Raw genomic sequence first — 21,331 nt, forward strand, 5'->3', positions numbered from 1 at the left:
CGAGGAGGAGATTGACTTTGATAAAATTGCTAAAGTATTTAAAAGGATCAGCAATTATATGTGCAATACTTGCACCACTAACAATGTGTTTAGAAGTTGCAATGGATTTATTACAGCCAACATTATTATCTAAAATAATTGATACAGGTGTGGCAAATGGAGACTTAAACTATGTACTTTATATAGGTATACAAATGGTTATTGCAGCAGTAGTTGGTTTAATAGCAGGATCTGCATGTTCATATTTTGCAGCAGTTGCATCTATGAACTTAGGGCAGGAGGTAAGACAAGGATTATTTGATAAAATCCAAACATTATCTTTCGTTGAGTTAGATAAACTTAAAACTTCATCATTAATAACAAGACTTACAAATGATATAACACAAGTACAAATGATGATGAATATGGCACTTAGAATGATGGTAAGAGCACCTCTTACTGCAATTGGCGGGATAATTATGGCTTATATACTTAGTCCTAAATTATCTACTATATTTTTAATAGCGATACCAATAATTACAGTTTCAGTGTTGTTTATATTAAAAAAATCATTACCATTATTCACTAAGGTTCAACAAAACATAGATAATGTAAATACTGTAATGAGGGAAAGTATACTAGGGGTTAAGGTAATAAAGGCATTTGCAATAGAAAATACTCAAAAAAGTAGATTTATAGAAGCAAACGAAGAATTAACTAATACTAGTATAAAATCTCAGAATATGAACTTAATACTATGGCCTATGGCTACATTAATAATGAACTTAACTGTTGTTTCTGTATTATGGTTTGGTGGTAATATGGTAAATGCAGGAGATTTAGAAATAGGTAAAATAGTAGCATTTATTAATTACTTACTTCAAATAATGGGTTCTGTAGTAATGGTTATAAATATAATGATAGGTTACTCAAGAGCTAAAGCATCAGCTACAAGAATAAATGAAGTATTTGAAACTGAAACGAGTATAAAAGAAAAAGAAAATACTAAGACAATAGAAGACTTTGATATTGAATTTAAAAATGTATCATTTAGATATAATGAACATAGTGAAAATGTATTAGAAAATATATCTTTTACTGCTAAACAAGGAGAGACTATAGGAATTATAGGATCAACTGGTTGTGGAAAAAGCTCATTTGTAAATTTAATACCAAGACTATATGATGTAAGTTCAGGTGAAATTCTAATAGGTAAAACTAATATAAAAGATATATCTTTAAGTCAACTTAGAGAAAATATAGGAATAGTACTTCAAGAAAATATATTATTTAGTGGAACTATTGAAAGTAATATAAGATTTGGTAATGAAAATGCATCTAAAGATATGATAGTTGATAGTGCAGTTAATGCTCAAGCTTATGAATTTATTAATAATAAAGAGGATAAATTTGGTAGTGAAGTAGAACAAAGAGCTAAAAACTTATCAGGAGGACAAAAACAGCGTCTTTCAATTGCTAGAACTTTAATAAGAAATCCAAAAATATTTATAATGGATGATTCATCAAGTGCATTAGATATGGCTACAGAAGCAAAACTTCAAAACTCTATAAAAGAAACTATGAAAGATTCTACTGTTATAGTAATTGCACAAAGAATATCAGGTGTTATGGATGCAGATAAGATAATAGTAATGGATGATGGAAAAATAGCCAATATAGGAACACATAAAGAATTATTAAAAACTAGTGAAATATATAGAAGTATAGCTGTATCACAATTAGGTGAGGAGGTGCTTGAGAGTGTCGGCTAAATCAGTACCACAACCAAGGATAGGAAAAGGACCAGGAATAAATTTTGAAAAGAGTAATGAAAAATTAAATAATCCTAAAGAAACAACTTTTAGAATATTAAAATATATAGGAAATAAAAGATTATCTCTTATGCTTATATTTGTATTTTGTGTAATAACAACATTAGTAAGTATAATGGGTACAAAATTAAATGGAGATATAGTAGATAAATATATATCAGTAGGAGATATAAGTGGTTTATTTAGAATATGTATAGTACTTGTATTTATGTATCTAGTAGCAACATTGTCTACATTTATACAAAATAGATTAATGGTAAGTATAGCTCAAAAAACTTCAGCAGAAATAAGAAAAGATTTATATGAAAAGATGCAACATTTACCATTAAAATATTTTGATACTCACTCAAGTGGGGATTTAATGAGTAGACTTACAAATGATATAGACAATATAAATATGACTATGTCACAAAGTATAACTCAATTAATATCAGGGGTTATAAATATAGTAGGTATGCTTATAGCAATGCTTATGTTAAATAAAACATTGACTATAATAGGTTTAATTACAACACCTATTACAATATTTGCAACTAAAGCTTTAATAAAATATACTCAACCATTTTTCATTAAAAAGCAAAGTGGATTAGGAGAACTTAATGGATATATAGAAGAAATGGTATCAGGACAAAAAGCTGTTTTACTATTTTCTCAAGAAGAAAAAGTAAAGAAAGAATTTAGTGAGATAAATAAAAAGATAACTAAAAATTCAATACTAGCAGAAGCTATATCAGGATGTATGGGTCCTATAAATAACTTTATAAATAACTTAACATATTTAATATTAGCTATTTGTGGTGGAGTGTTCCTTTTAAAAGGTATGGATATAACTGTTGGGGTAATATTCTCAATAATATTATATATGAGAAATTTTAATCAACCTATAAACCAAATACTTAATATATCAAATAGTCTACAAGGGGCACTAGCAGGAGCAGAAAGAGTATTTGAGGTAATGGATGAAGAAGCAGAAGTAGATAAACAGGATGCTATAGACGTAGAAAAATTAGATGGCGAAGTTAAGTTAGAAAATGTTGATTTCTCTTATAATAAAAATAAGAAAGTCTTAAATAAAATAAGCTTAACTGCACACAAAGGTCAAACTATAGCAATAGTAGGTCCTACGGGCTCTGGTAAAACTACTATAATAAATTTACTAAACAAGTTTTATCATATAGATAGCGGAACTATAACTATAGATGGTGTAGATATAGATAATATAACTATGGAAAGCTTAAGAAAATCAGTTGCAGTAGTATTACAAGATACTTATCTATTCTCAGTAAGTATAAGAGAGAACTTAAGATATGGTAATTTAAATGCAACTGATGAAGAAATAATAAAGGCAGCAAAACTTGCAAATGCACATCATTTTATTATGCAACTTGAAGATGGTTATGATACTGTACTTAGCGATAATGGAAGCAACTTATCACAAGGTCAAAGACAGTTATTAGCTATAGCTAGAGCTATACTTTCTAAATCATCAATACTTATACTTGATGAGGCTACTTCATCTATAGATACTAGAACAGAGGTACACATACAAAATGCTATGGTTAATTTAATGGAGGGTAAAACTACATTTATAATTGCTCATAGATTAAGTACTATAAGAAATGCAGATGTTATTTTAGCAGTAAAAGATGGAGAGATAATTGAAAAAGGAACTCATGATGAGCTTTTAGAAGCTGAAGGTTTTTATGCAAATCTTTATAATAGCCAATTTAGAAGTGGACTTAGTATATAATAAAAAAGATGATTCTTTATCTAAAGAATCATCTTTTTTATTAATTAACTTGTTGTGTTAGTATAATTAGCACAACAGATTAAATAAGGATTATAAATGTAAAATTAACAAAAGAAGTAAAAATAAAGCGTTGATAAAAAAATGGAAAATATGCTAAAATATGTTTATAAATGTTTTTTATTTGATATTTATTGTTTAAGATATATTTTAAAGGGTATATATAAAATATATCTTAAGTAATGAAAATTACATTGATGATTATATATTAGGAGGGAGAATATTATGAAAAAATTCGTATGTGTAGTATGTGGATATATACATGAGGGAGAAACTGCTCCAGAATTATGTCCAGTATGTAAAGTAGGAGCTGACAAGTTCGAAGAAATGAAAGGTGAAATGAAGTGGGCTGACGAACACAGAATAGGTGTAGCTGCTGGTGTAGACGAAGAAATATTAGAAGGATTAAGAGCAAACTTCGTTGGAGAATGTACAGAAGTAGGAATGTACTTAGCAATGAGTAGACAAGCTGATAGAGAAGGATACCCAGAAGTTGCTGAAGCTTACAAGAGAATAGCATTTGAAGAAGCAGAACATGCTGCTAAATTTGCTGAATTATTAGGAGAAGTTGTTGTTGCAGATACTCAAGCTAACTTAAAAGCAAGAGTTGAAGCTGAATACGGAGCAACTGAAGGAAAATTAAAAATAGCTAAGAGAGCTAAAGAACTAGGATTAGATGCTATACATGATACAGTTCATGAAATGTGTAAAGATGAAGCTAGACACGGTAAAGCATTCTTAGGATTATTAGAAAGACATTTCACAAAGTAATATAGATTTAAAATACATTCTTTTATAAGGATGTTGACTATAAAGTAAAGTGTGTATTCTTCATTTAGATAATCAAATTAGATTATTCAAATGAAGGTACACACTTTTTGTGTTAAATAAAAGTAAAATTCCTATCAAGTAAGCACTCATAAAAGCATTTTAGCCTATTAAAGCTATATTAAAACAAAGAAATAAAAGATTAGTGATGCTTCAATATATATAATATTTTATTTAAATAATATGAAGTGAAACAAATGTCAAAAGTCGTATTTTTTTCATATTATATAACACCATTATATTTTTAATGGAAATTTTATATAAGAAGGAGAATTATATTTTGGCAAAGAAAGTTTTTATAGATCCAGGTCATGGAGGAAACGATAGTGGTGCAGTAGGTATAAATAATTTATTAGAAAAAGATATTACGTTATCTGTAGCAAAAAAGGTTTATGATTTTCTTAAAAAACAAGGTTTAGAAATAAAGTTAAGCAGAACTGATGATAAAACATTATCGTTGAAGGATAGAACATCTGCTGCAAACTCTTGGAAAGCTGATTGTTTTATATCTATACACTGTAATGCTTTTAATGGAGATGCAAGTGGAGTAGAAACCTACTCATACACTACAAGTACAAATGATTTAGCAGCTAACATTCATGAAGAAGTATTGAAAACTAAATGTTATACTAAAAATAGAGGTACTAAGACAGCTAACTTTTATGTAATAAAATATACAAATATGAGAGCTTGTCTTATAGAACTAGCATTCATAGATAATATTGAAGACTCAAAAATATTACTTCAAAAACAAGATGAGTTAGCAGAGGCTATAGCAAAAGGAATATGTAAGTATCTAGGAGTAGAGTATAAATTTATAGAAGATAATGATAATACTGAAGATATACCTGTTATAGATGAAAATACTTTTTATAGAGTTGTATGTGGTTCATTTAATAATAGAGTTTATGCAGAAGAAAGATTAGAGCAGTTAAAAGAATTAGGTATAGAAGATTCTTTTATAGTCATATATAATAAAGAATAAAAATAGAATAAATATTAAGTAAATTAAGGGCTATTAAATATAGCCCTTTATGTATTAATAATTTAATTTGTTGTGATATTTAAATATTATTATTGAAAATACTAGATTTTAACAAACTACACTTTTATATTTAAAAAATTTTATATAGTAATTTCAATATGCTTAGCAAAATAATTATCACAATAGATTACCTTGATAAATTTATTACTTTTGATATATTTTTGGTATATATATTGTAACATTATCTAACCTAGTAATAGAATTATAGATAAATTCAGCATTATCTTCTATATTATTAATATTAAGATTTAAGCTTAATATAATATCACTAAATAAATAAACATCTAGTATATTTGAACCATCTCTAAATATTAATTTCATCCCCTTATTGCATTTAAGTAAATTTTGTAAAATATCATAATTAATTTTCATATTCTACCCCCTGTATATGATAATTTTATAATACAATAAATACCAATAAAGTTCAAACTTAAATCATTAGTATAAATTAAATTTGATTTATATTAATACATTTTATATAATTAACTTATTATACCTTGGAGGGAATCTTATGGAAGTTAATATAAAATTAGATAACCTAAGAAAAAGGCTATTAGAATTAGAAAATGTAGCAATAGCTTATTCAGGAGGTGTAGATAGTAACTTTTTACTTAAGGTAGCAAAAGATACTTTAAAAGATAAAGTTATTGCAGTAACCCTTCATGCTATGATGCATTCAGATAGAGAAATAGAGGAATCTAAAAATTATGCCAATGAATTTGGTGTTAATCATATAGTTGTTAATATTGATAACTTTAAAGTTGAAAAGTTTATAGAAAATAATAGTGATAGATGTTATCACTGTAAAAAAGAAGTATTTAAAGTCGTAAAAGAGATTGCAGCTAAACATAATATAAAGTATGTGTTAGATGGAACTAATTTAGATGATTTAAGTGATTTTAGGCCAGGTCTTAAAGCACTTGAAGAATTAGATATAATAAGCCCTCTTAAAGAGTGTGGATTAACAAAAGATGATATAAGACAACTTTCAAAAGATATGGAACTTAATACTCATAATAAGCCTGCTTTTGCATGTCTTGCAACTAGAATACCATATGGTACAAAAATAACTAAAGAATTGCTTAAAAAAATAGAAAAAAGTGAAGAATACTTAATAAGTGTAGGATTTAAACAATTTAGAGTAAGAGCACACAACGATATTGCAAGAATAGAAGTTGGTAAGGATGAAATACATAAATTTTTCAATGAAGATTTATTAAATAAAACTAATAAAAAACTAAAAGAAATAGGATTTAAATATGTTACCCTAGATATGGCAGGATATGAAATGGGAAGCATGAATAAGTAGTACATTTAGGAGGATGACATGAAGAAAAGTTATACATTAATATCGCCTTGCTTTTTCGGTATGGAAAAAATGCTAGCAAGAGAGATAAAGGATTTAGGATTTGAAATAATAAAAACAGAAGATGGAAGAATTACATATAAAACTGGTGAAGATGGAATAGCTAAAGCTAACATGTGGTTAAGATGTGCAGAAAGAGTTCATCTTAAGGTAGCAGAATTTGAAGCAAAAACATTTGATGAATTATTTGAAAATACTAAAAGAATAAATTGGTCAAGATATATTCCATATGGAGCACAATTTCCAGTTTCAAAAGCATCATCTATAAAATCAAAACTATATTCTACAACAGATATACAGGCTATAGTAAAAAAAGCTATAGTAGATAGCCTTAAGAAAAGTTACATGGAAAGTGGAATGTTAAAGGAAGACAAAGAAAAGTATCCAATATATGTATTCTTACATAAGGATAAAGTTACTATATCAATAGATACAACTGGAGATGCACTTCATAAAAGAGGATATAGAGAAAAAGCAAATAAAGCACCAATAAGAGAAACATTAGCTGCAGGGATAATGAGTTTAGTACCATGGAAACCAGGAAGAATATTAGTAGATCCAATGTGTGGATCTGGAACTATGCTTATAGAAGCTGCCATGATGGGTATAAATATGGCACCTGGTCTTAATCGTGAGTTTATATCAGAAAAATGGAGAACATTAGATAAAAAAATCTGGTGGGATACTAGAAAAGATGCTTTTGATAAAATAGATAACGATGTGGAATTTAAAATATATGGATATGATATAGATGAAGAAGCATTAGAAATTGCAAAAGAAAATGCTGAAATAGCAGGAGTAGATGAATATATAGAGTTTAAATTAGGAAATGCTATAGATTTTACAAGTGACGAAGAATATGGATTTATAGTTACAAATCCTCCATATGGAGAAAGATTAGAAGATAAAGAAAGTGTACAAAGTTTATATAAACACTTAGGATATACATTTAGAAAATTAAAGAATTGGTCATACTATTTAATAACTTCATATGAGGACTTTGAAAAAGAATTTGGGCAAGAAGCAGATAAAAGAAGAAAGCTATACAATGGAATGCTTAAAACTAACTTGTATCAATATATAGGACCACGACCACCTAAAAAATAATTAATAATTTCCCCCTTAAGATAATATATATAACATAAAGAGTATTTTAAGGGGGTGTAATTATGTTAAGACTAAGTAGTAGAAGCCGTAATAGAAATGTAAAAAATAAGCACTCAAAAAAAATAGAAAAAAATACACAAGAAAAATCAAAATATGAAGAAGATTACAATGAGATAATATTAAATGACTTAGTACCAGAGGAAAATAAAAAAGAGTTTGGGTTAGATAATGAATCTAATCAAAAAAAACAAGGTGGGCTTAAATTAAATTTTGCTTTAGGTGGTAAAAAAAGACCTAATAAAAAGCAACATCATAATCCGCACCACCAACATCAAAATCAAGATCAAGAAACTTCAGATGTAGTAGAAGATGTTCAGACTAACAAACAGCAATCACAAGAGAATATGGCAGAAACTAATAAAACTAAAAAGTCACCTAGACCTAAAAAAAGACCTAACCATAAAAAGTCATCAAATAATAATCAAGAAACTCAAAGCAATGAAAACTTAAAAAATAGTAAAACTGAACATAATAATAAAGAACAACATGGACATAATAAATCCAGCCAAAGTGAAGAAAGTCAAGGTAAACCTGGTTATGGAAAACAAGCTCATCATAAAAATGGATTAGGGAAAAGCAGTAAAAAAGCTCATGGTAAATTGAAAAAGTCACAAAATGATGATAAAGAATCTATAAGCTCTCCACAAGAAAAAAATAAAAGTTCAAATCAAAAGGTAATAAATCCTAAAAAAAGAAAAGGACCACATACTCATAAAGAAGAAATAGAAGATGAAGTAAGAAGTTTAGAAGAAGTAGAACCTGAAGCTGAAATAGAAGTTAAAGAAGACGATAGTAAAGATATAATAACATTTAGAGGAGATGAAACTACTGAAGAAAATAATATAGAAGAATCTCAACAAAAAGCTTCAGAGATAAAAGAAGTACAAAGTAAATTTGAAAATATTGTTTGGTCAGAGGATAAGTTTCCTAAAAAATAATAATAAATCTATATAAATAGTGTTAAAATATAAAAGCTTAGTATTTATACTAAGCTTATTTATTTTGAGAAAGGAATGTATCTGAAATAATTTGTCAACATGTTGCTCAAGGTAATATCAAGGATATATCGTTAAAGACATCAAGCGATTAGCCTATACGATAATCAAGCAAGTAAAATTTTAATATTTAAAAGGGTGATTTTATGAATAATAAAGAACTATTTGAAAAAATAAATGAAATTTTATTAAAAAGTTTGAAACCATCTGAGGATTTAGAACGTCTAATAATAGAGGGGTATTTAGATAAAGAGCCATTTAATAAAATAAAAAAGCTAAACAATATAGAACAAAATCCAAAATATCATCCAGAAGGAAGTGTTTTAAAGCACGTGCTTTTAGTAGTAGATTTAGCAAGTGAATATAAAAAATATTCAAATGATGAAAAAGTATTTATGTGGGCAGCACTTTTACATGACATAGGAAAGTTAACTACTACAAGAGTTAGAAAAAATAGAATAACTTCATATAACCATGATACAGAAGGTAAAGATATAGCAATGAATATTCTAAATGAACTGACTGATGATGAAGAATTTAAACAAAAGGTATCTAAGTTAGTAAGATGGCATATGCAACCATTATTTTATGATAAAAATCTTCCATTTTTTCAACCACAAGATATGATAAATGATGTAGAATATAAAGAGGTAGCATTACTATCTTTATGTGATAGGCTTGGAAGAGGAAATTTAGATGAAGATAGGATAAAAGAAGAAAAAGAAAGGATAGAAAGTTTTAAAGCGTATTTTGAAAAATAAATAAATAGGGAGGTTTTGGATGAAGTTATTTAAGTTAACTGCTTTATCAGCTTTGTTAATGATTACATTAAGTGGATGTAGCTTAAACTCTGAGTCACCAGAACAACTTATAAAGGAAAAACCAGTTTATAGTGAAGCAAGTTTGAAATTATATAAACAAATAGAGAAGATTTTACCATCTCTAAATTCTTCGTTATTGCTTCCACGAAACTCAAGTGAAGTTGCAAAAATAAATGAGGTTGACCTAAATAAAGATGGAGAAAAAGAGTTAGTAGTTTTTGAAAAAAAAGAAGATGTAAATGAAAATAAAACTGAAGTAGGATTTATGGTACTTAAGAAGGATAAAAATGGAGAATATCAAGAAGAAGGAAACGTATTAGAAGGTGGGGAGACAATAGAATATGCGAATTTTTATGACTTAGATAAAGATAACCATTTAGAAATAATTCTTCTTATAAAAAAACAAGATAAAACGAATATGTACATATATAAGTTTGAAGATAATGAGTTAAGTAAAGTAGATACTTTAAACCCATATTGGATAAAAGACAAAGATAATATTACTGATATGAAAATTAAGATAGAGTATATCGATAATGATGATATTTTAGATATATTGGTTTTAAACTATAATCCTAAAACAAATAAAGTTTATTCAAGTTTATTAAACTTTGATGGTAAAATTAAATTATTAGATTATATAGAGCATGAAAATGTTAAAAATCTTAATAACCTATATATAACATATGGACAAGTAGATACTAATAAAAATGGAATTGTACTAGATATTCCAAATCTAAAAGATAATAATTATAGAACTCAAATATTATATACTAAGGATAAAAAGTTAGAAAAGGTATTTAAAGATGATGATAAAAATTTAATGAAACCATACTATATAGCAGTTGAAGATATAAATAAAGACAAAGTTCTTGAAATACCAATAGTAGCAGGAAGTAGTAGTATATATACATTACAATCATCATCTACAGTAAGTTGGTATAGATGGAATGGAAAGTATAATGAAGATGCTAGATTGGTATTTAATAGTAGAATATATTATAATTATAAATATAATTTTAAACTAGATATACCAAATAACTTGGTAAATAAAATATATAGTGAACAAGAGTATCAAGGTGAAAATACTTTATTTAAGTTTTACTATCATGATTCAGTAGAAAATGAACCTAAAAATATTTTTACTATAATTGTATCTCCTAAGCCTGTTGCAGATGAAGGAAAAAATATAACTAATAAATCATCTATGATACTTGCTGAAAATTATGATAATACATTTATATTACAAAAAAATAATGAAGAATTGTTAAAAGCTTTAAATATAACTACAGAAGCATTAATGGAGTATTTTTCATTAATTTATTAATATTTGTTTGGGAGGATTTGTATGAAGGAAAAAATATTAATATTAGAAGATGAAATAGGAATAAGAAGTTTTGTAAGTATAAATTTAAAAAGAGAAGGATATGAGGTAATAGAAGCTGGATGTGGACAAGAAGCTATAGATAAGATAAAAAATGAAAAAAATATATCTTTAGCACTTTTAGATGTAATGTTACCTGATATGAGTGGAATAGAAGTTTGTAAATATATAAGACAAAATTTTGACCAAGTTGGAATTATAATGCTTACGGCTAAAGCACAAGAAGAAGATAAAATAGAAGGATTTATATCTGGTGCCGATGACTATATGGTAAAGCCATTTAGTATAAAGGAGTTATTATTTAGAATAAGTGCGTTACTTAGAAGAATCAAAAAAGATGATACTATAAACACTAATGAAATAATATCGCTACCTTTTACTCTTAACTTAGATAAAAGAAAGCTATTTAAAGATGGTAAAGAAATAGAACTTACACCAACAGAGTTTTCAATAGTAAAATATTTAATAACTAATGCAAAGAAATCTTTAAGTAGAGATCAAATACTTGAAGAAGTTTGGGGAAGTAACTATCTTTATGATTTTAAAATAGTAGATGTAAATATAAGAAGAATAAGAAATAAAATAGAGGATGACCCATCAAAACCTAAATATATACAAACTGTTTGGGGATATGGATATTGTTTTAGAAAGGAAGAACAATAGTGCTACATTTTGAAGGGTTAAGAAAAAGAGTAATTAAAAATTATTTTATAATAATTATAACAACAGTTACTTTATTTGAAGGATTATTTATATTTTATGTTCAGAATTATTATTATGACTCTGTAAGACAAAATTTAAAAAATCAAGTTGAATATACAAACTCTGTATATAATACAAGTATAAATAACATAGAGAATACTACTTTTGATGAAAAAGTAAGTAATATACTAGATAAACAAAGAGTTGTAGGAAGCTCAAAGTATGCAACACAGGTAATAAATAAAGATAAGTATATTATAATTGATCAGTATGGAATAAAAAAACATGAGAAAATAGAAGCTGAAGATGTAGATAAGGCATTAATGGGTGGAAAGGATTTATATCCAATAACTCATAAGATAGAATCTACTAATGAACATGTAATGAGTGTATCTGTACCAATAAAGATAAATAATGTAATAGAAGGTGCAATAAGATACACTGTGTCATTAACAGAGATAGATGCTACTATATTTAAGTTGGCACTTGGATTAATACTTGCAGGGATATTTATATTAATAATAGCTATATCTTTAAGTCTAAGATTTGCAGAAACTATAATTCAGCCACTTATAGAACTAAAAGAATTTGCAAATGAGTTAGCACATGGTAACTTTAGTATAAAATTAAAAGACACTAGTATATCAGATGATGAGATAGGAGATTTGGCCAAAACATTTGTACATATGGCCGCTGAAATAGATAAAAGTGAAAAATTAAAAGAAGAGTTCATATCATCAATATCTCATGAACTTAGAACGCCACTTACATCAATAAAGGGATGGAGTGAAACTTTAGGATATGAAGGTATAACAAGAGATGAACTTGACTTAGGGCTTGGAATAATTCAAGATGAAACTGAAAGACTTATAAAGCTAGTTGAAGAGTTACTTGATTTTTCAAGACTAGCATCTGATAGAATAAAGTTAAAAATAGATACTGTAGATATAAAAAGGCTAGCAATAGGCGTTGTGAATCAGCTTAAGGTAAAATCGAGCGAGAAGGATATAAGCTTAAATGTAGAGTTTAAAACTGAAAATATTGATTTAATCCAAGGGGATAAGGATAGACTTAGACAGGTATTAATAAATTTAATTCAAAACTCTATAAAATTTACTGACGAAGGTGGATTTATAAATATTATAGTATCTCAAGATGAAGAGTACACAACTATGAAGGTAGTAGATAATGGAGCTGGTATAGAAAAAGAAAATTTAGAAAAAGTCTTAGATAAATTCTTCCAAGAAGATTACAATAAAGCAGGTAGTGGTTTGGGACTTGCTATAAGTAATGAAATAGTAAAACTTCATGGAGGTAAGATGATACTTAACAGTAAAAAAGGAGTAGGAACTTCTATAACTGTAAAAATAAAAAATACACTTATAAAATCTATATAAGCTGAAAATAGAAAGAGGAACAATATGAGAAACATAAAGATGACTATAAGATATGATGGCTCAAGGTATAAAGGGTTTCAGAGGCTAAAAGACAATGATATGACAATACAAGGTAAGATAGAAGATGTCTTAAGCAAAATGGCTAATGAAAGTATAGAGATAATTGGATCTGGAAGAACAGATATGGGAGTTCATGCATATGGACAAGTTGCTAATTTTAAAACAGCTTCTAATTTATCTGTAGATAAAATGAAAACATATTTATATGAGTATTTACCAGAAGATATAGTAATAACTAGCTTAGAAGAAGTAGATGGAAGATTTCATAGTAGATACAATGCAAAATCAAAAGTATACTTATATAAAATATACAATAATAAATTTCATGATCCATTCTTAAGAAAGTATACTACTCATATACCTAAGAAGTTAGACATAGAATTAATGAAAGAGGCAAGTGAATATTTTATAGGAGAGCATGATTTTACTAGTTTTGCATCATCTAAATCTAAGAAAAAATCAAATGTAAGAACCATATATTCTATAAATATAACAGAAACTAATGGTTTAGTAGAAATATACTTTGAAGGTAATGGATTTTTATATAATATGGTAAGAATAATGACTGGTGCTTTAATAGATGTTGGACATAAAAAAATAGCACCTAAAGATATTAAAACAATGCTTGAAGAAAAAGATAGAACCAAAGCTGCAGATACTGCCTCAGCTAAAGGACTATATTTATATAAAGTGAGTTATTAAAAAATAGGCTTTTAAAGCCTATTTTTTATTAGAATATATGGTTTAAATCACATTTTTCTGATTCTAAAATATTATTTAAGAGCATCTTTATAGTCTCAACTTGTTCTAATGCATTTAACTTATCATCGTATTTTATACTTTGTTCAATAATATTAAGAGATAAACATATATCATCAAAGTACTCATGATTAACTATTTTATACCAAATTTCTTTTTCTTTATGCCAGGATTTAGACCATTTTTTTATATCATTAGAAACTTTTTCAAGATTATCATCTTCAATATTTTTTTGAATAAGTTCAATTTCAGATTTAAATTTATTAGTAAAATCATATATTTTATTTTCAGAATAAATACCTAAAGATATAAATAATAAAGTCCATATTAAAACGCCAATAATTCGTTTCATATTATATCACCTCATTTATTCTTTTTTTCTTTGTATAAAGATATCATCATTTTCATCTATCATAAAAATTAAGACATCTTTAACCTTTTTTATATTTTTAGATTTTAAAGTTTTTAAAATCCATTTTTCATCCTTATTTAATTCATTTAAATTATCTTTTATAACTTTGCCATCTATTATAACTGGAATAGGTAAATGTTTAAAATCAGTTGCTTTACTAGAATCATAAGATGGTGATGGAACAATACTTAGATTTCCATCAGTTTCAAGTAGTGCATATTGAACATCTTTAAGGTTGAAATATCCTTGAGAACGTAATGACTCAAGCAACTCCTCAATAGATATACGTTCTTTTTTCAATTGTTTGTAATTTAGTTTACTTTTATTTATAAGTACAGTAGGGCTACCAGATAAAATCTTACTAACAGTTCTACTTTTTAAAGCTATATAAGAAATTAAAATTTCTATAAATACAAGTGCAGTAATTGATGAAATTCCATATATAATAGGTATAGAATTATCTTGCATTGGAATAGCTGCAACTTCTGAAAGAAGTAATGTTATTACTAAGTCAAAAGCATTCATTTCAGCTATTTCACCTTTTCCCATAACCCTTAAAGCTATTAAAACGGCTATATATAGTATTATACTTCTAATAAAAACAACAAGCACCTTATCACCTCTAAAAACATTATATAACTTAATATAACCAAATTTAAATGTTAAATACTCAAATATAAAATGATGTCTTTAAAATAATGGTAGAATTTGATATAATATGACTTACTTAGTAGTAAGGAGGTTACGATTATGAGCAAAAGAAAACAAGTACAAGTTCCTATAGAGAAAATACAAGAACAAGATAGATTTATAGAAGCAATAGCTGAAAAAAATTCAAGATTTTATGCAATACATCAAACAAAGCCAAAGTATATGATACAAACTTTTGGATGCCAAATGAATGAACATGACTCAGAAAAGTTATGTGCAATGCTTGATGATATGGGTTACCAAAGAACTATGCTTGCTGCAGAGTGCGACCTTATAATATATAACACTTGTGCAGTAAGAGAAAATGCAGAACTTAAAGTTTATGGAAACTTAGGTCAATTAAAGTTTAATAAACGTAAAAATCCAGATTTAAAAATAGCTGTTTGTGGATGTATGATGCAACAGCCTCATGTTGTTAAAGAACTAAAGTCTAAATATAATCATGTTGATTTAGTATTTGGAACACACAACCTTTATAAATTCCCAGAATTATTAGCTTCATCAATGGAATCAGAAGGTATGTTAGTAGATGTTTGGGATGTAGATGGAGAAGTAGTAGAAGGTCTTAGAAGTAGTAGAAAATTTGAACTTAAAGCATTTGTAAATATAATGTATGGATGCAATAACTTCTGTACTTATTGTATAGTACCGTACACTAGAGGTAGAGAAAGAAGTAGAACTGTTGAAGATATAGTTAATGAAATAAAAGAATTAGTGGCAAATGGAACTAAGGAAGTAACATTACTTGGTCAAAATGTAGATTCATATGGTAAGACTTTAGAAAATCCTGTAACATTTGCTGAGCTTCTAAGAATAGTAAATGAAATAGAAGGTTTAGAGAGAATAAGATTTATGACATCTCACCCTAAAGATATATCTGATGAAGTTATATATTCTATGAGAGATTGTGATAAAGTATGTGAATTTATGCACTTACCAGTACAATGTGGAAGTACAAGATTACTTAAGAAAATGAATAGACATTATAGTAAAGAACATTACTTAGAAATAATAGAAAAAGCTAAGAAAGAAATTCCTGATATAGCATTTTCAACTGACCTTATGATAGGATTCCCAGGTGAAACTGAAGAGGATTTACTAGATACTATAGATGTAGTTAGAAAAGTAAAATACGATACAGCATTTACATTTATATACTCAAAGAGAGAAGGAACTCCAGCTGCAAAGATGGAAGACCAAATACCAGAAGATGTAAAACATGAAAGATTTAATAGAGTGTTAGCTGTAGTAAATGAAGAAATAGCTAAGATAAATGAAAGCTACCAAGATAAAGTTGTTGAAGTTTTAGTTGAAGGAAAGAGTAAAACTGATGATAATGTATTAACAGGTAGAACTAGACAAAATAAACTAGTAAACTTTACTGGTGGAAGTGAAGATATAGTTGGTAAGTTAGTTAATGTAAAAATAACATCACCAAAAACTTTCTCATTACAAGGAGAATTAGTTAAGTAATTATAGAAAATGTGCCTTAAATATTTAAGGCACATTTTTTTAGCAATGGATGAAGTCGTTGACGATATGAATCAAGTGAATTTTATACTTCTAAAAACTCTAGGAAATTTTCTAATATTTTAGCTGTTATACCCCAAATTACATAATTTTCATATTTATAAAATAAAACTCTATAATTACTAGTAGCAAATTTGTAATCCTTTTTATTTGGGATAATATCATAAGGAAAATTATCATTTGGAATAACTTTAACTTTATTATTATAAAGAGAAGGCTTATGTTTTAATAAGTAAGATAATGGAACTAAAAAAATATGGTCTACCTCATCTTTATTTATATGAAGGCTATCTATATTATTTATATATCCCACAAAAGGATGAATTATCATATTACCAGGTGTTATAAGTAAATCTATTTCAGAGATAATATTTACGTTTTTAACATTTGTTCCAAGTTCTTCGCAAGTTTCTCTTATAACTGCATCAAGAGGACTTTCATTATTTTCTATTTTTCCTCCAGGAAAAGATATTTCATTTGGTTGACTTTTTAAATTTTTAGACCTTACCTGAAATAATATATAATGCATGTTATCTTTCTCTACTATGGGAATTAAAACTGAAGCTCTTTTCATATTTTTATATCCATTTATATACGGTTTATAGTTTTCAAATTTATGCTTTAAGTCTTCTATCATATAACTACTCCTTTAATTATTAAAGTATAGTATTATATTATATACAATTATAAATCAAAATAATACAAATAATACGATTATTATAGATTATTTCTTACCTCATATGTATAATATAAATTAGTTATATAGTAAGGAGAGACATAAATGAGATTATATACAAAAGAAGATGACATATATATAAATATACCAAGTAATATGATAAATAATATCGATGAAGATAATATTTTATTAAAAGAATATATAAGAATTTATAAGAGTGTAGAGAAGCTTAAAGAATATATAATTAAATATTTATTTGAAAAAGATAGCTCAATAACTCAAAAGAATATTGGGGATTTATTACTTAATATAAAATCTGAAGAAAATTTAGATAAATTTATAAATTATATAGATGTAGATATACATTCTTTAGAAGAAAAGTTTAAAAATTTAAATATACACTTAGGTGTAAATATAGATGAGATAAATTTAGCAAAAGAAGAAATTAAAAATGAATATGTAAACAATTCATATAACGAAGACTTTATAGTTAATAAAGAATATATAGATGAGATAATAAATTGTATAAAAGATGAAAATATGTATTCATTAAGACAAAAATCTAGATATGGAAGCTTAAACATAGAAGGGAAACTAAAATACCTAGAGGATATAGAAGATTTCAATGAAGATGAAAAGGGTGGAATGTATAGTCCTATACTTGTTATATATAGACCAGCTAAGTATTTAAGAGGAAGTTATATATTAGAAGATACTTATTATGTATATATAAAAAGACAACCACTAAATGCACTTATTAATCAAGAAAAGCTTAACGAAAAAGGTATTGATGGTATGGGAAGTATTATATATAAAAAGCTAAAGCATGACCTTACAAATGAAAATTTACAGGAAATATTAGCTGAAATATATATATATGCAAATAAAAATAATTTAAACTTTGAAAATATAAAATTAACTGATATAAGTTCTAATAGATTATGGCTTACAAGTGAAAGACTTAAGAAAGAATTTAAAGAACTTAGATATTATCATAAAAATTTAACACAAAAAATAAAAGATATATATGATTCTACAGGTGCATACTATACACAACTAGGTGGAAAATATATTTTTAATACTAGAGAATTTGCTCATTGTTATAAAACATATAAAGCAAAAGATATAAATGGATAAATTTCATAATATAAAAGGTTTTGAAATTATACAAAAGTTCTTATATAAAGATATATTTATGTAGGAACTTTTTATTATAAAGAAATTAGAAACTATTTATAAATAACTAATTTTAAATTACTTTAAAATATTATATTAAATAATGATTTTTATAATGAATATGAGCTAACCCTATAAATTGGAAGATAGTAAGATTTATGATATTATAAAATAAAAAGTAAGAGATATAAATGGGGGAATCTAATGATTAGAAAAGCTAAATTAAGTGATGTAGATACTATAATGTCTATAATAGATGAAACTGTAAAAGAAATGAAATCCTATGGGAATACTCAATGGGATGAGAATTATCCTAATAGTGAAACTTTTATAAATGATATAAAAAATGATAGCTTATATGTGTATGAAGAAGACAACAATATAAAAGGTTTTATATGTATTGATTGTAATCAAGCAGCAGAGTATGAAAATTTAAACTGGTCATTAAATGAAAAATGTATGGTAGCACATAGAATAGCTGTTAATACTAAATTTAGAAATGGTGGAATAGCTACTAAGTTAATGAGTTTTTGTGAGGAGTTAGCATCAAAAGAAGGAATAAGATATATAAAAACAGATACTTACTCATTAAATACAAAAATGAACTCTTTATTTAAAAAACTTGGATACAAATTTATTGGAGAAGTAAAATTTTTAAGTAAAGAGAAGGCATTTTATTGTTATGAAAAAATATTAAAATAATATAAAAATATACGTATAAATTAAGATATAATAAGAATTTAATTATTAATATAGAAGTAATCTGGGTATTAAAAATACTTAGATTATTTTTTATTATTAATGTATTATAAAATAGCTACTTTTGATAACGTATAATTAAATAGTTATTTTGAGCAACGGATGTATCCGTAGTGGTAACAAGGATGTATCGTTGGCGAAATGAGCGAAGCGAATTTTTTTATCCAAACTTAATAAAGCTTATTAGTTATGGTATAATAATTAACTAGACAATATAATTACTAAAGATTTAAGGAGGGTGAGTATGAACATAGATAGAAATAAACTTACTCCAATGATGAAACAATACTTTGAAGTTAAAGATAGATACCCTGACTGTATATTATTCTTTAGACTTGGAGACTTTTATGAAATGTTTTTTGAAGATGCTATAGTAGCTTCAAAAACACTTGAAATAGCATTAACAGGAAAATCATGTGGCCTAGAAGAAAGAGCCCCTATGTGTGGGATACCATTTCACAGTGCCAATTCATATATATCAAAATTAGTAGAAGCAGGATACAAAGTTGCAATAGGTGAACAATTAGATGATCCACAAACAACTAAAGGTATAGTAAGAAGAGATGTTATAAGAGTTGTAACACCAGGTACTGTACTTGAAGGAAGTTTACTTGAAAATAAGAAAAATAACTATCTTTTATCACTATATATAAAAGGCGATTTATGTGGATTAACTTATGTTGATATAAGCACTGGAGAAGCAAATGCAACTTACCTTTCTACTGATAAAATAGTAGAAGAAATTGCTAAAGTTCATCCAACAGAAATAATAATAAATGACTTAAACTTTATACCTAAACTTCAAAATATAGCAACAATAAGTAATATATATATAAATGAAAGTTTTGACGAAAAATATTTAGATGAAAGTATTCTTAATGAGTACTTTAGCGATGAATATTTAAGCAATATAAAATTTGATGATAAAGATTTAATAAAATATAGCTTATCTATACTTTTAAACTATATATTTAACACTCAAAAGCAAGTTACATCAAATATAAATAACATAAATATATACAACTCAAGTGAATATATGGTACTTGATATGTTTACAAGAGTTAACCTTGAACTTACAGGGACTATAAGAGGAAATAAGAAAAAAGGTTCACTTTTACATGTATTAGATAAAACATCTACTGCTATGGGGGGAAGACTTCTTAGAAAATATGTAGAAGAGCCATTAGTTAATAAAGCTAAAATAGATGAAAGATTAAATGTTATACAAGAAATTAAAGATGACTTTATGCTTCGTGAAGACTTAAATGAAATCTTAAAAAATGTATACGATATAGAAAGAATATGTGGAAAAATAGCCTTTGAAAAAGTAACAGCAAAGGAAATGATTCACCTTAAAAACTCTATAGAAAAATTACCTATATTAAAAGAGACTATAAATTCATCAAGTGCATCTATGCTTAAAGATTATATAAAATACTTAGATGATTTAAATGATTTATACAACCTTATTAATCAGTCTATACTTGAAGAACCATCAATAACATTAAAGGATGGTAATATAATAAAATCAGATTTTAATGAAGAATTAAAAGAGCTTCGTGACATCTCTAAAAACGGAGCATATATGATAAAAGAAATCGAAAATGAAGAAAGAGAAAAAACTGGTGTTAAATCCCTTAAAATAGGATTTAATAAAGTGTTTGGTTACTTTATCGAAATAACTAAAGCTAATTTAAATACTGCTAAAATTGATGAGTCTTATATAAGAAAGCAAACACTAAGTAATGCAGAACGATTTATAACTCCGAAGCTTAAGGAAATAGAAGATAAAATACTAAATGCTGAAGAAAAGATTAAGTCTTTAGAATATGAAATATTTGTAAATATAAGGAATGAAATATATAAAAATATAGATAGAATACAAAAAGTATCTAAAACTATAGCAAATATAGATGTATTTGTAT

The 21,331-nt window shown here is 26.4% G+C and carries 20 protein-coding genes; 16 read left to right on the forward strand and 4 right to left on the reverse strand.

Features of this window, described 5'->3' with window-relative positions; translation table 11 throughout:
* Nucleotides 1-17 precede the first annotated feature (17 nt).
* The 4 genes from BN7997_RS07110 to BN7997_RS07125 all read left to right on the forward strand — a co-directional run bounded on the left by BN7997_RS07110 (nucleotide 18) and on the right by BN7997_RS07125 (nucleotide 5,431).
* Nucleotides 18-1,751: an ABC transporter ATP-binding protein gene (locus BN7997_RS07110; protein WP_071120136.1), complete on the forward strand. Its 1,734-nt coding sequence runs from the start codon at nucleotides 18-20 to the stop codon at nucleotides 1,749-1,751.
* Complete coding sequence (locus BN7997_RS07115) at nucleotides 1,741-3,561, forward strand: ABC transporter ATP-binding protein (protein ID WP_071120137.1); 1,821 nt, start codon at nucleotides 1,741-1,743, stop codon at nucleotides 3,559-3,561. The genes BN7997_RS07110 and BN7997_RS07115 overlap by 11 nt, the downstream gene beginning before the upstream one ends.
* A gap of 282 nt (nucleotides 3,562-3,843) precedes the next feature.
* Nucleotides 3,844-4,389 (forward strand): NADH peroxidase, encoded by a 546-nt coding sequence (locus BN7997_RS07120; RefSeq protein ID WP_071120138.1) that lies wholly within the window; start codon nucleotides 3,844-3,846, stop codon nucleotides 4,387-4,389.
* Between the two features lie 337 nt (nucleotides 4,390-4,726).
* On the forward strand, nucleotides 4,727-5,431 hold the full coding sequence (locus BN7997_RS07125; protein WP_195906806.1) for an N-acetylmuramoyl-L-alanine amidase: 705 nt from the start codon (nucleotides 4,727-4,729) through the stop codon (nucleotides 5,429-5,431).
* Nucleotides 5,432-5,635: 204 nt separating this feature from the next.
* Here BN7997_RS07125 and BN7997_RS07130 read toward each other — a convergent pair whose 3' ends face one another.
* On the reverse strand, nucleotides 5,636-5,863 hold the full coding sequence (locus tag BN7997_RS07130) for a hypothetical protein (RefSeq protein WP_071120140.1): 228 nt from the start codon (nucleotides 5,861-5,863) through the stop codon (nucleotides 5,636-5,638).
* Nucleotides 5,864-6,002: 139 nt separating this feature from the next.
* Between BN7997_RS07130 and larE the strand changes: the two genes are divergently transcribed.
* The 8 genes from larE (at nucleotide 6,003) to truA (ending at nucleotide 14,085) form a co-directional block, all read left to right on the forward strand.
* On the forward strand, nucleotides 6,003-6,800 hold the full coding sequence (gene larE, locus BN7997_RS07135; protein WP_071120141.1) for an ATP-dependent sacrificial sulfur transferase LarE: 798 nt from the start codon (nucleotides 6,003-6,005) through the stop codon (nucleotides 6,798-6,800).
* An 18-nt stretch (nucleotides 6,801-6,818) separates the two neighbouring features.
* Entirely contained in the window at nucleotides 6,819-7,964 is a 1,146-nt protein-coding gene (locus BN7997_RS07140) for a THUMP domain-containing class I SAM-dependent RNA methyltransferase (protein WP_071120142.1), read from the forward strand.
* 62 nt (nucleotides 7,965-8,026) lie between these two features.
* Nucleotides 8,027-8,962 (forward strand): hypothetical protein, encoded by a 936-nt coding sequence (locus BN7997_RS07145; RefSeq protein WP_071120143.1) that lies wholly within the window; start codon nucleotides 8,027-8,029, stop codon nucleotides 8,960-8,962.
* Nucleotides 8,963-9,165: 203 nt separating this feature from the next.
* On the forward strand, nucleotides 9,166-9,780 hold the full coding sequence (locus tag BN7997_RS07150) for an HD domain-containing protein (protein WP_071120144.1): 615 nt from the start codon (nucleotides 9,166-9,168) through the stop codon (nucleotides 9,778-9,780).
* Between the two features lie 19 nt (nucleotides 9,781-9,799).
* Entirely contained in the window at nucleotides 9,800-11,167 is a 1,368-nt protein-coding gene (locus tag BN7997_RS07155; protein WP_071120145.1) for a hypothetical protein, read from the forward strand.
* 21 nt (nucleotides 11,168-11,188) lie between these two features.
* Complete coding sequence (walR, locus tag BN7997_RS07160) at nucleotides 11,189-11,887, forward strand: cell wall metabolism DNA-binding response regulator WalR (protein ID WP_071120146.1); 699 nt, start codon at nucleotides 11,189-11,191, stop codon at nucleotides 11,885-11,887.
* Nucleotides 11,887-13,323 carry a sensor histidine kinase gene (locus tag BN7997_RS07165; protein WP_083335034.1) on the forward strand — a complete coding sequence of 479 codons (1,437 nt, stop codon included), beginning with the start codon at nucleotides 11,887-11,889 and terminating at the stop codon, nucleotides 13,321-13,323. The genes walR and BN7997_RS07165 overlap by 1 nt, the downstream gene beginning before the upstream one ends.
* A 24-nt stretch (nucleotides 13,324-13,347) precedes the next feature.
* A complete protein-coding gene (gene truA, locus BN7997_RS07170; RefSeq protein WP_071120148.1) occupies nucleotides 13,348-14,085 on the forward strand; it encodes a tRNA pseudouridine(38-40) synthase TruA in 738 nt (245 codons plus the stop codon).
* A gap of 28 nt (nucleotides 14,086-14,113) precedes the next feature.
* Here the strand turns inward: truA and BN7997_RS07175 are convergent, their stop codons facing one another.
* The gene (locus BN7997_RS07175) at nucleotides 14,114-14,494 is read right to left on the reverse strand and encodes a DUF4363 family protein (protein WP_071120149.1); all 381 of its coding nucleotides are present in this window, start codon (nucleotides 14,492-14,494) and stop codon (nucleotides 14,114-14,116) included.
* A gap of 15 nt (nucleotides 14,495-14,509) precedes the next feature.
* Nucleotides 14,510-15,166, reverse strand: a complete 657-nt coding sequence (locus BN7997_RS07180) for a DUF421 domain-containing protein (protein ID WP_071120150.1) — start codon at nucleotides 15,164-15,166, stop codon at nucleotides 14,510-14,512.
* 138 nt (nucleotides 15,167-15,304) lie between these two features.
* Here BN7997_RS07180 and miaB point away from each other — a divergent pair, with 138 nt between their 5' ends.
* A complete protein-coding gene (gene miaB, locus BN7997_RS07185) occupies nucleotides 15,305-16,738 on the forward strand; it encodes a tRNA (N6-isopentenyl adenosine(37)-C2)-methylthiotransferase MiaB (protein WP_071120151.1) in 1,434 nt (477 codons plus the stop codon).
* Nucleotides 16,739-16,820: 82 nt separating this feature from the next.
* On the opposite strand, the gene BN7997_RS07190 is transcribed toward miaB, so the two are convergent.
* Complete coding sequence (locus tag BN7997_RS07190; protein ID WP_071120152.1) at nucleotides 16,821-17,432, reverse strand: NUDIX hydrolase; 612 nt, start codon at nucleotides 17,430-17,432, stop codon at nucleotides 16,821-16,823.
* Nucleotides 17,433-17,576: 144 nt separating this feature from the next.
* Between BN7997_RS07190 and BN7997_RS07195 the strand changes: the two genes are divergently transcribed.
* The 3 genes from BN7997_RS07195 to mutS form a co-directional block, all read left to right on the forward strand.
* Complete coding sequence (locus BN7997_RS07195; protein ID WP_071120153.1) at nucleotides 17,577-18,608, forward strand: hypothetical protein; 1,032 nt, start codon at nucleotides 17,577-17,579, stop codon at nucleotides 18,606-18,608.
* A 243-nt stretch (nucleotides 18,609-18,851) separates the two neighbouring features.
* Nucleotides 18,852-19,349, forward strand: a complete 498-nt coding sequence (locus BN7997_RS07200) for a GNAT family N-acetyltransferase (RefSeq protein WP_071120154.1) — start codon at nucleotides 18,852-18,854, stop codon at nucleotides 19,347-19,349.
* A 301-nt stretch (nucleotides 19,350-19,650) separates the two neighbouring features.
* Nucleotides 19,651-21,331 (forward strand): DNA mismatch repair protein MutS (gene mutS / locus BN7997_RS07205; protein ID WP_074010962.1); only part of this gene is annotated, 1,681 nt, incomplete at its 3' end.

It is taken from the genome of Romboutsia timonensis, from assembly GCF_900106845.1.
GTDB classification, from domain to species: Bacteria; Bacillota; Clostridia; order Peptostreptococcales; family Peptostreptococcaceae; genus Romboutsia; species Romboutsia timonensis.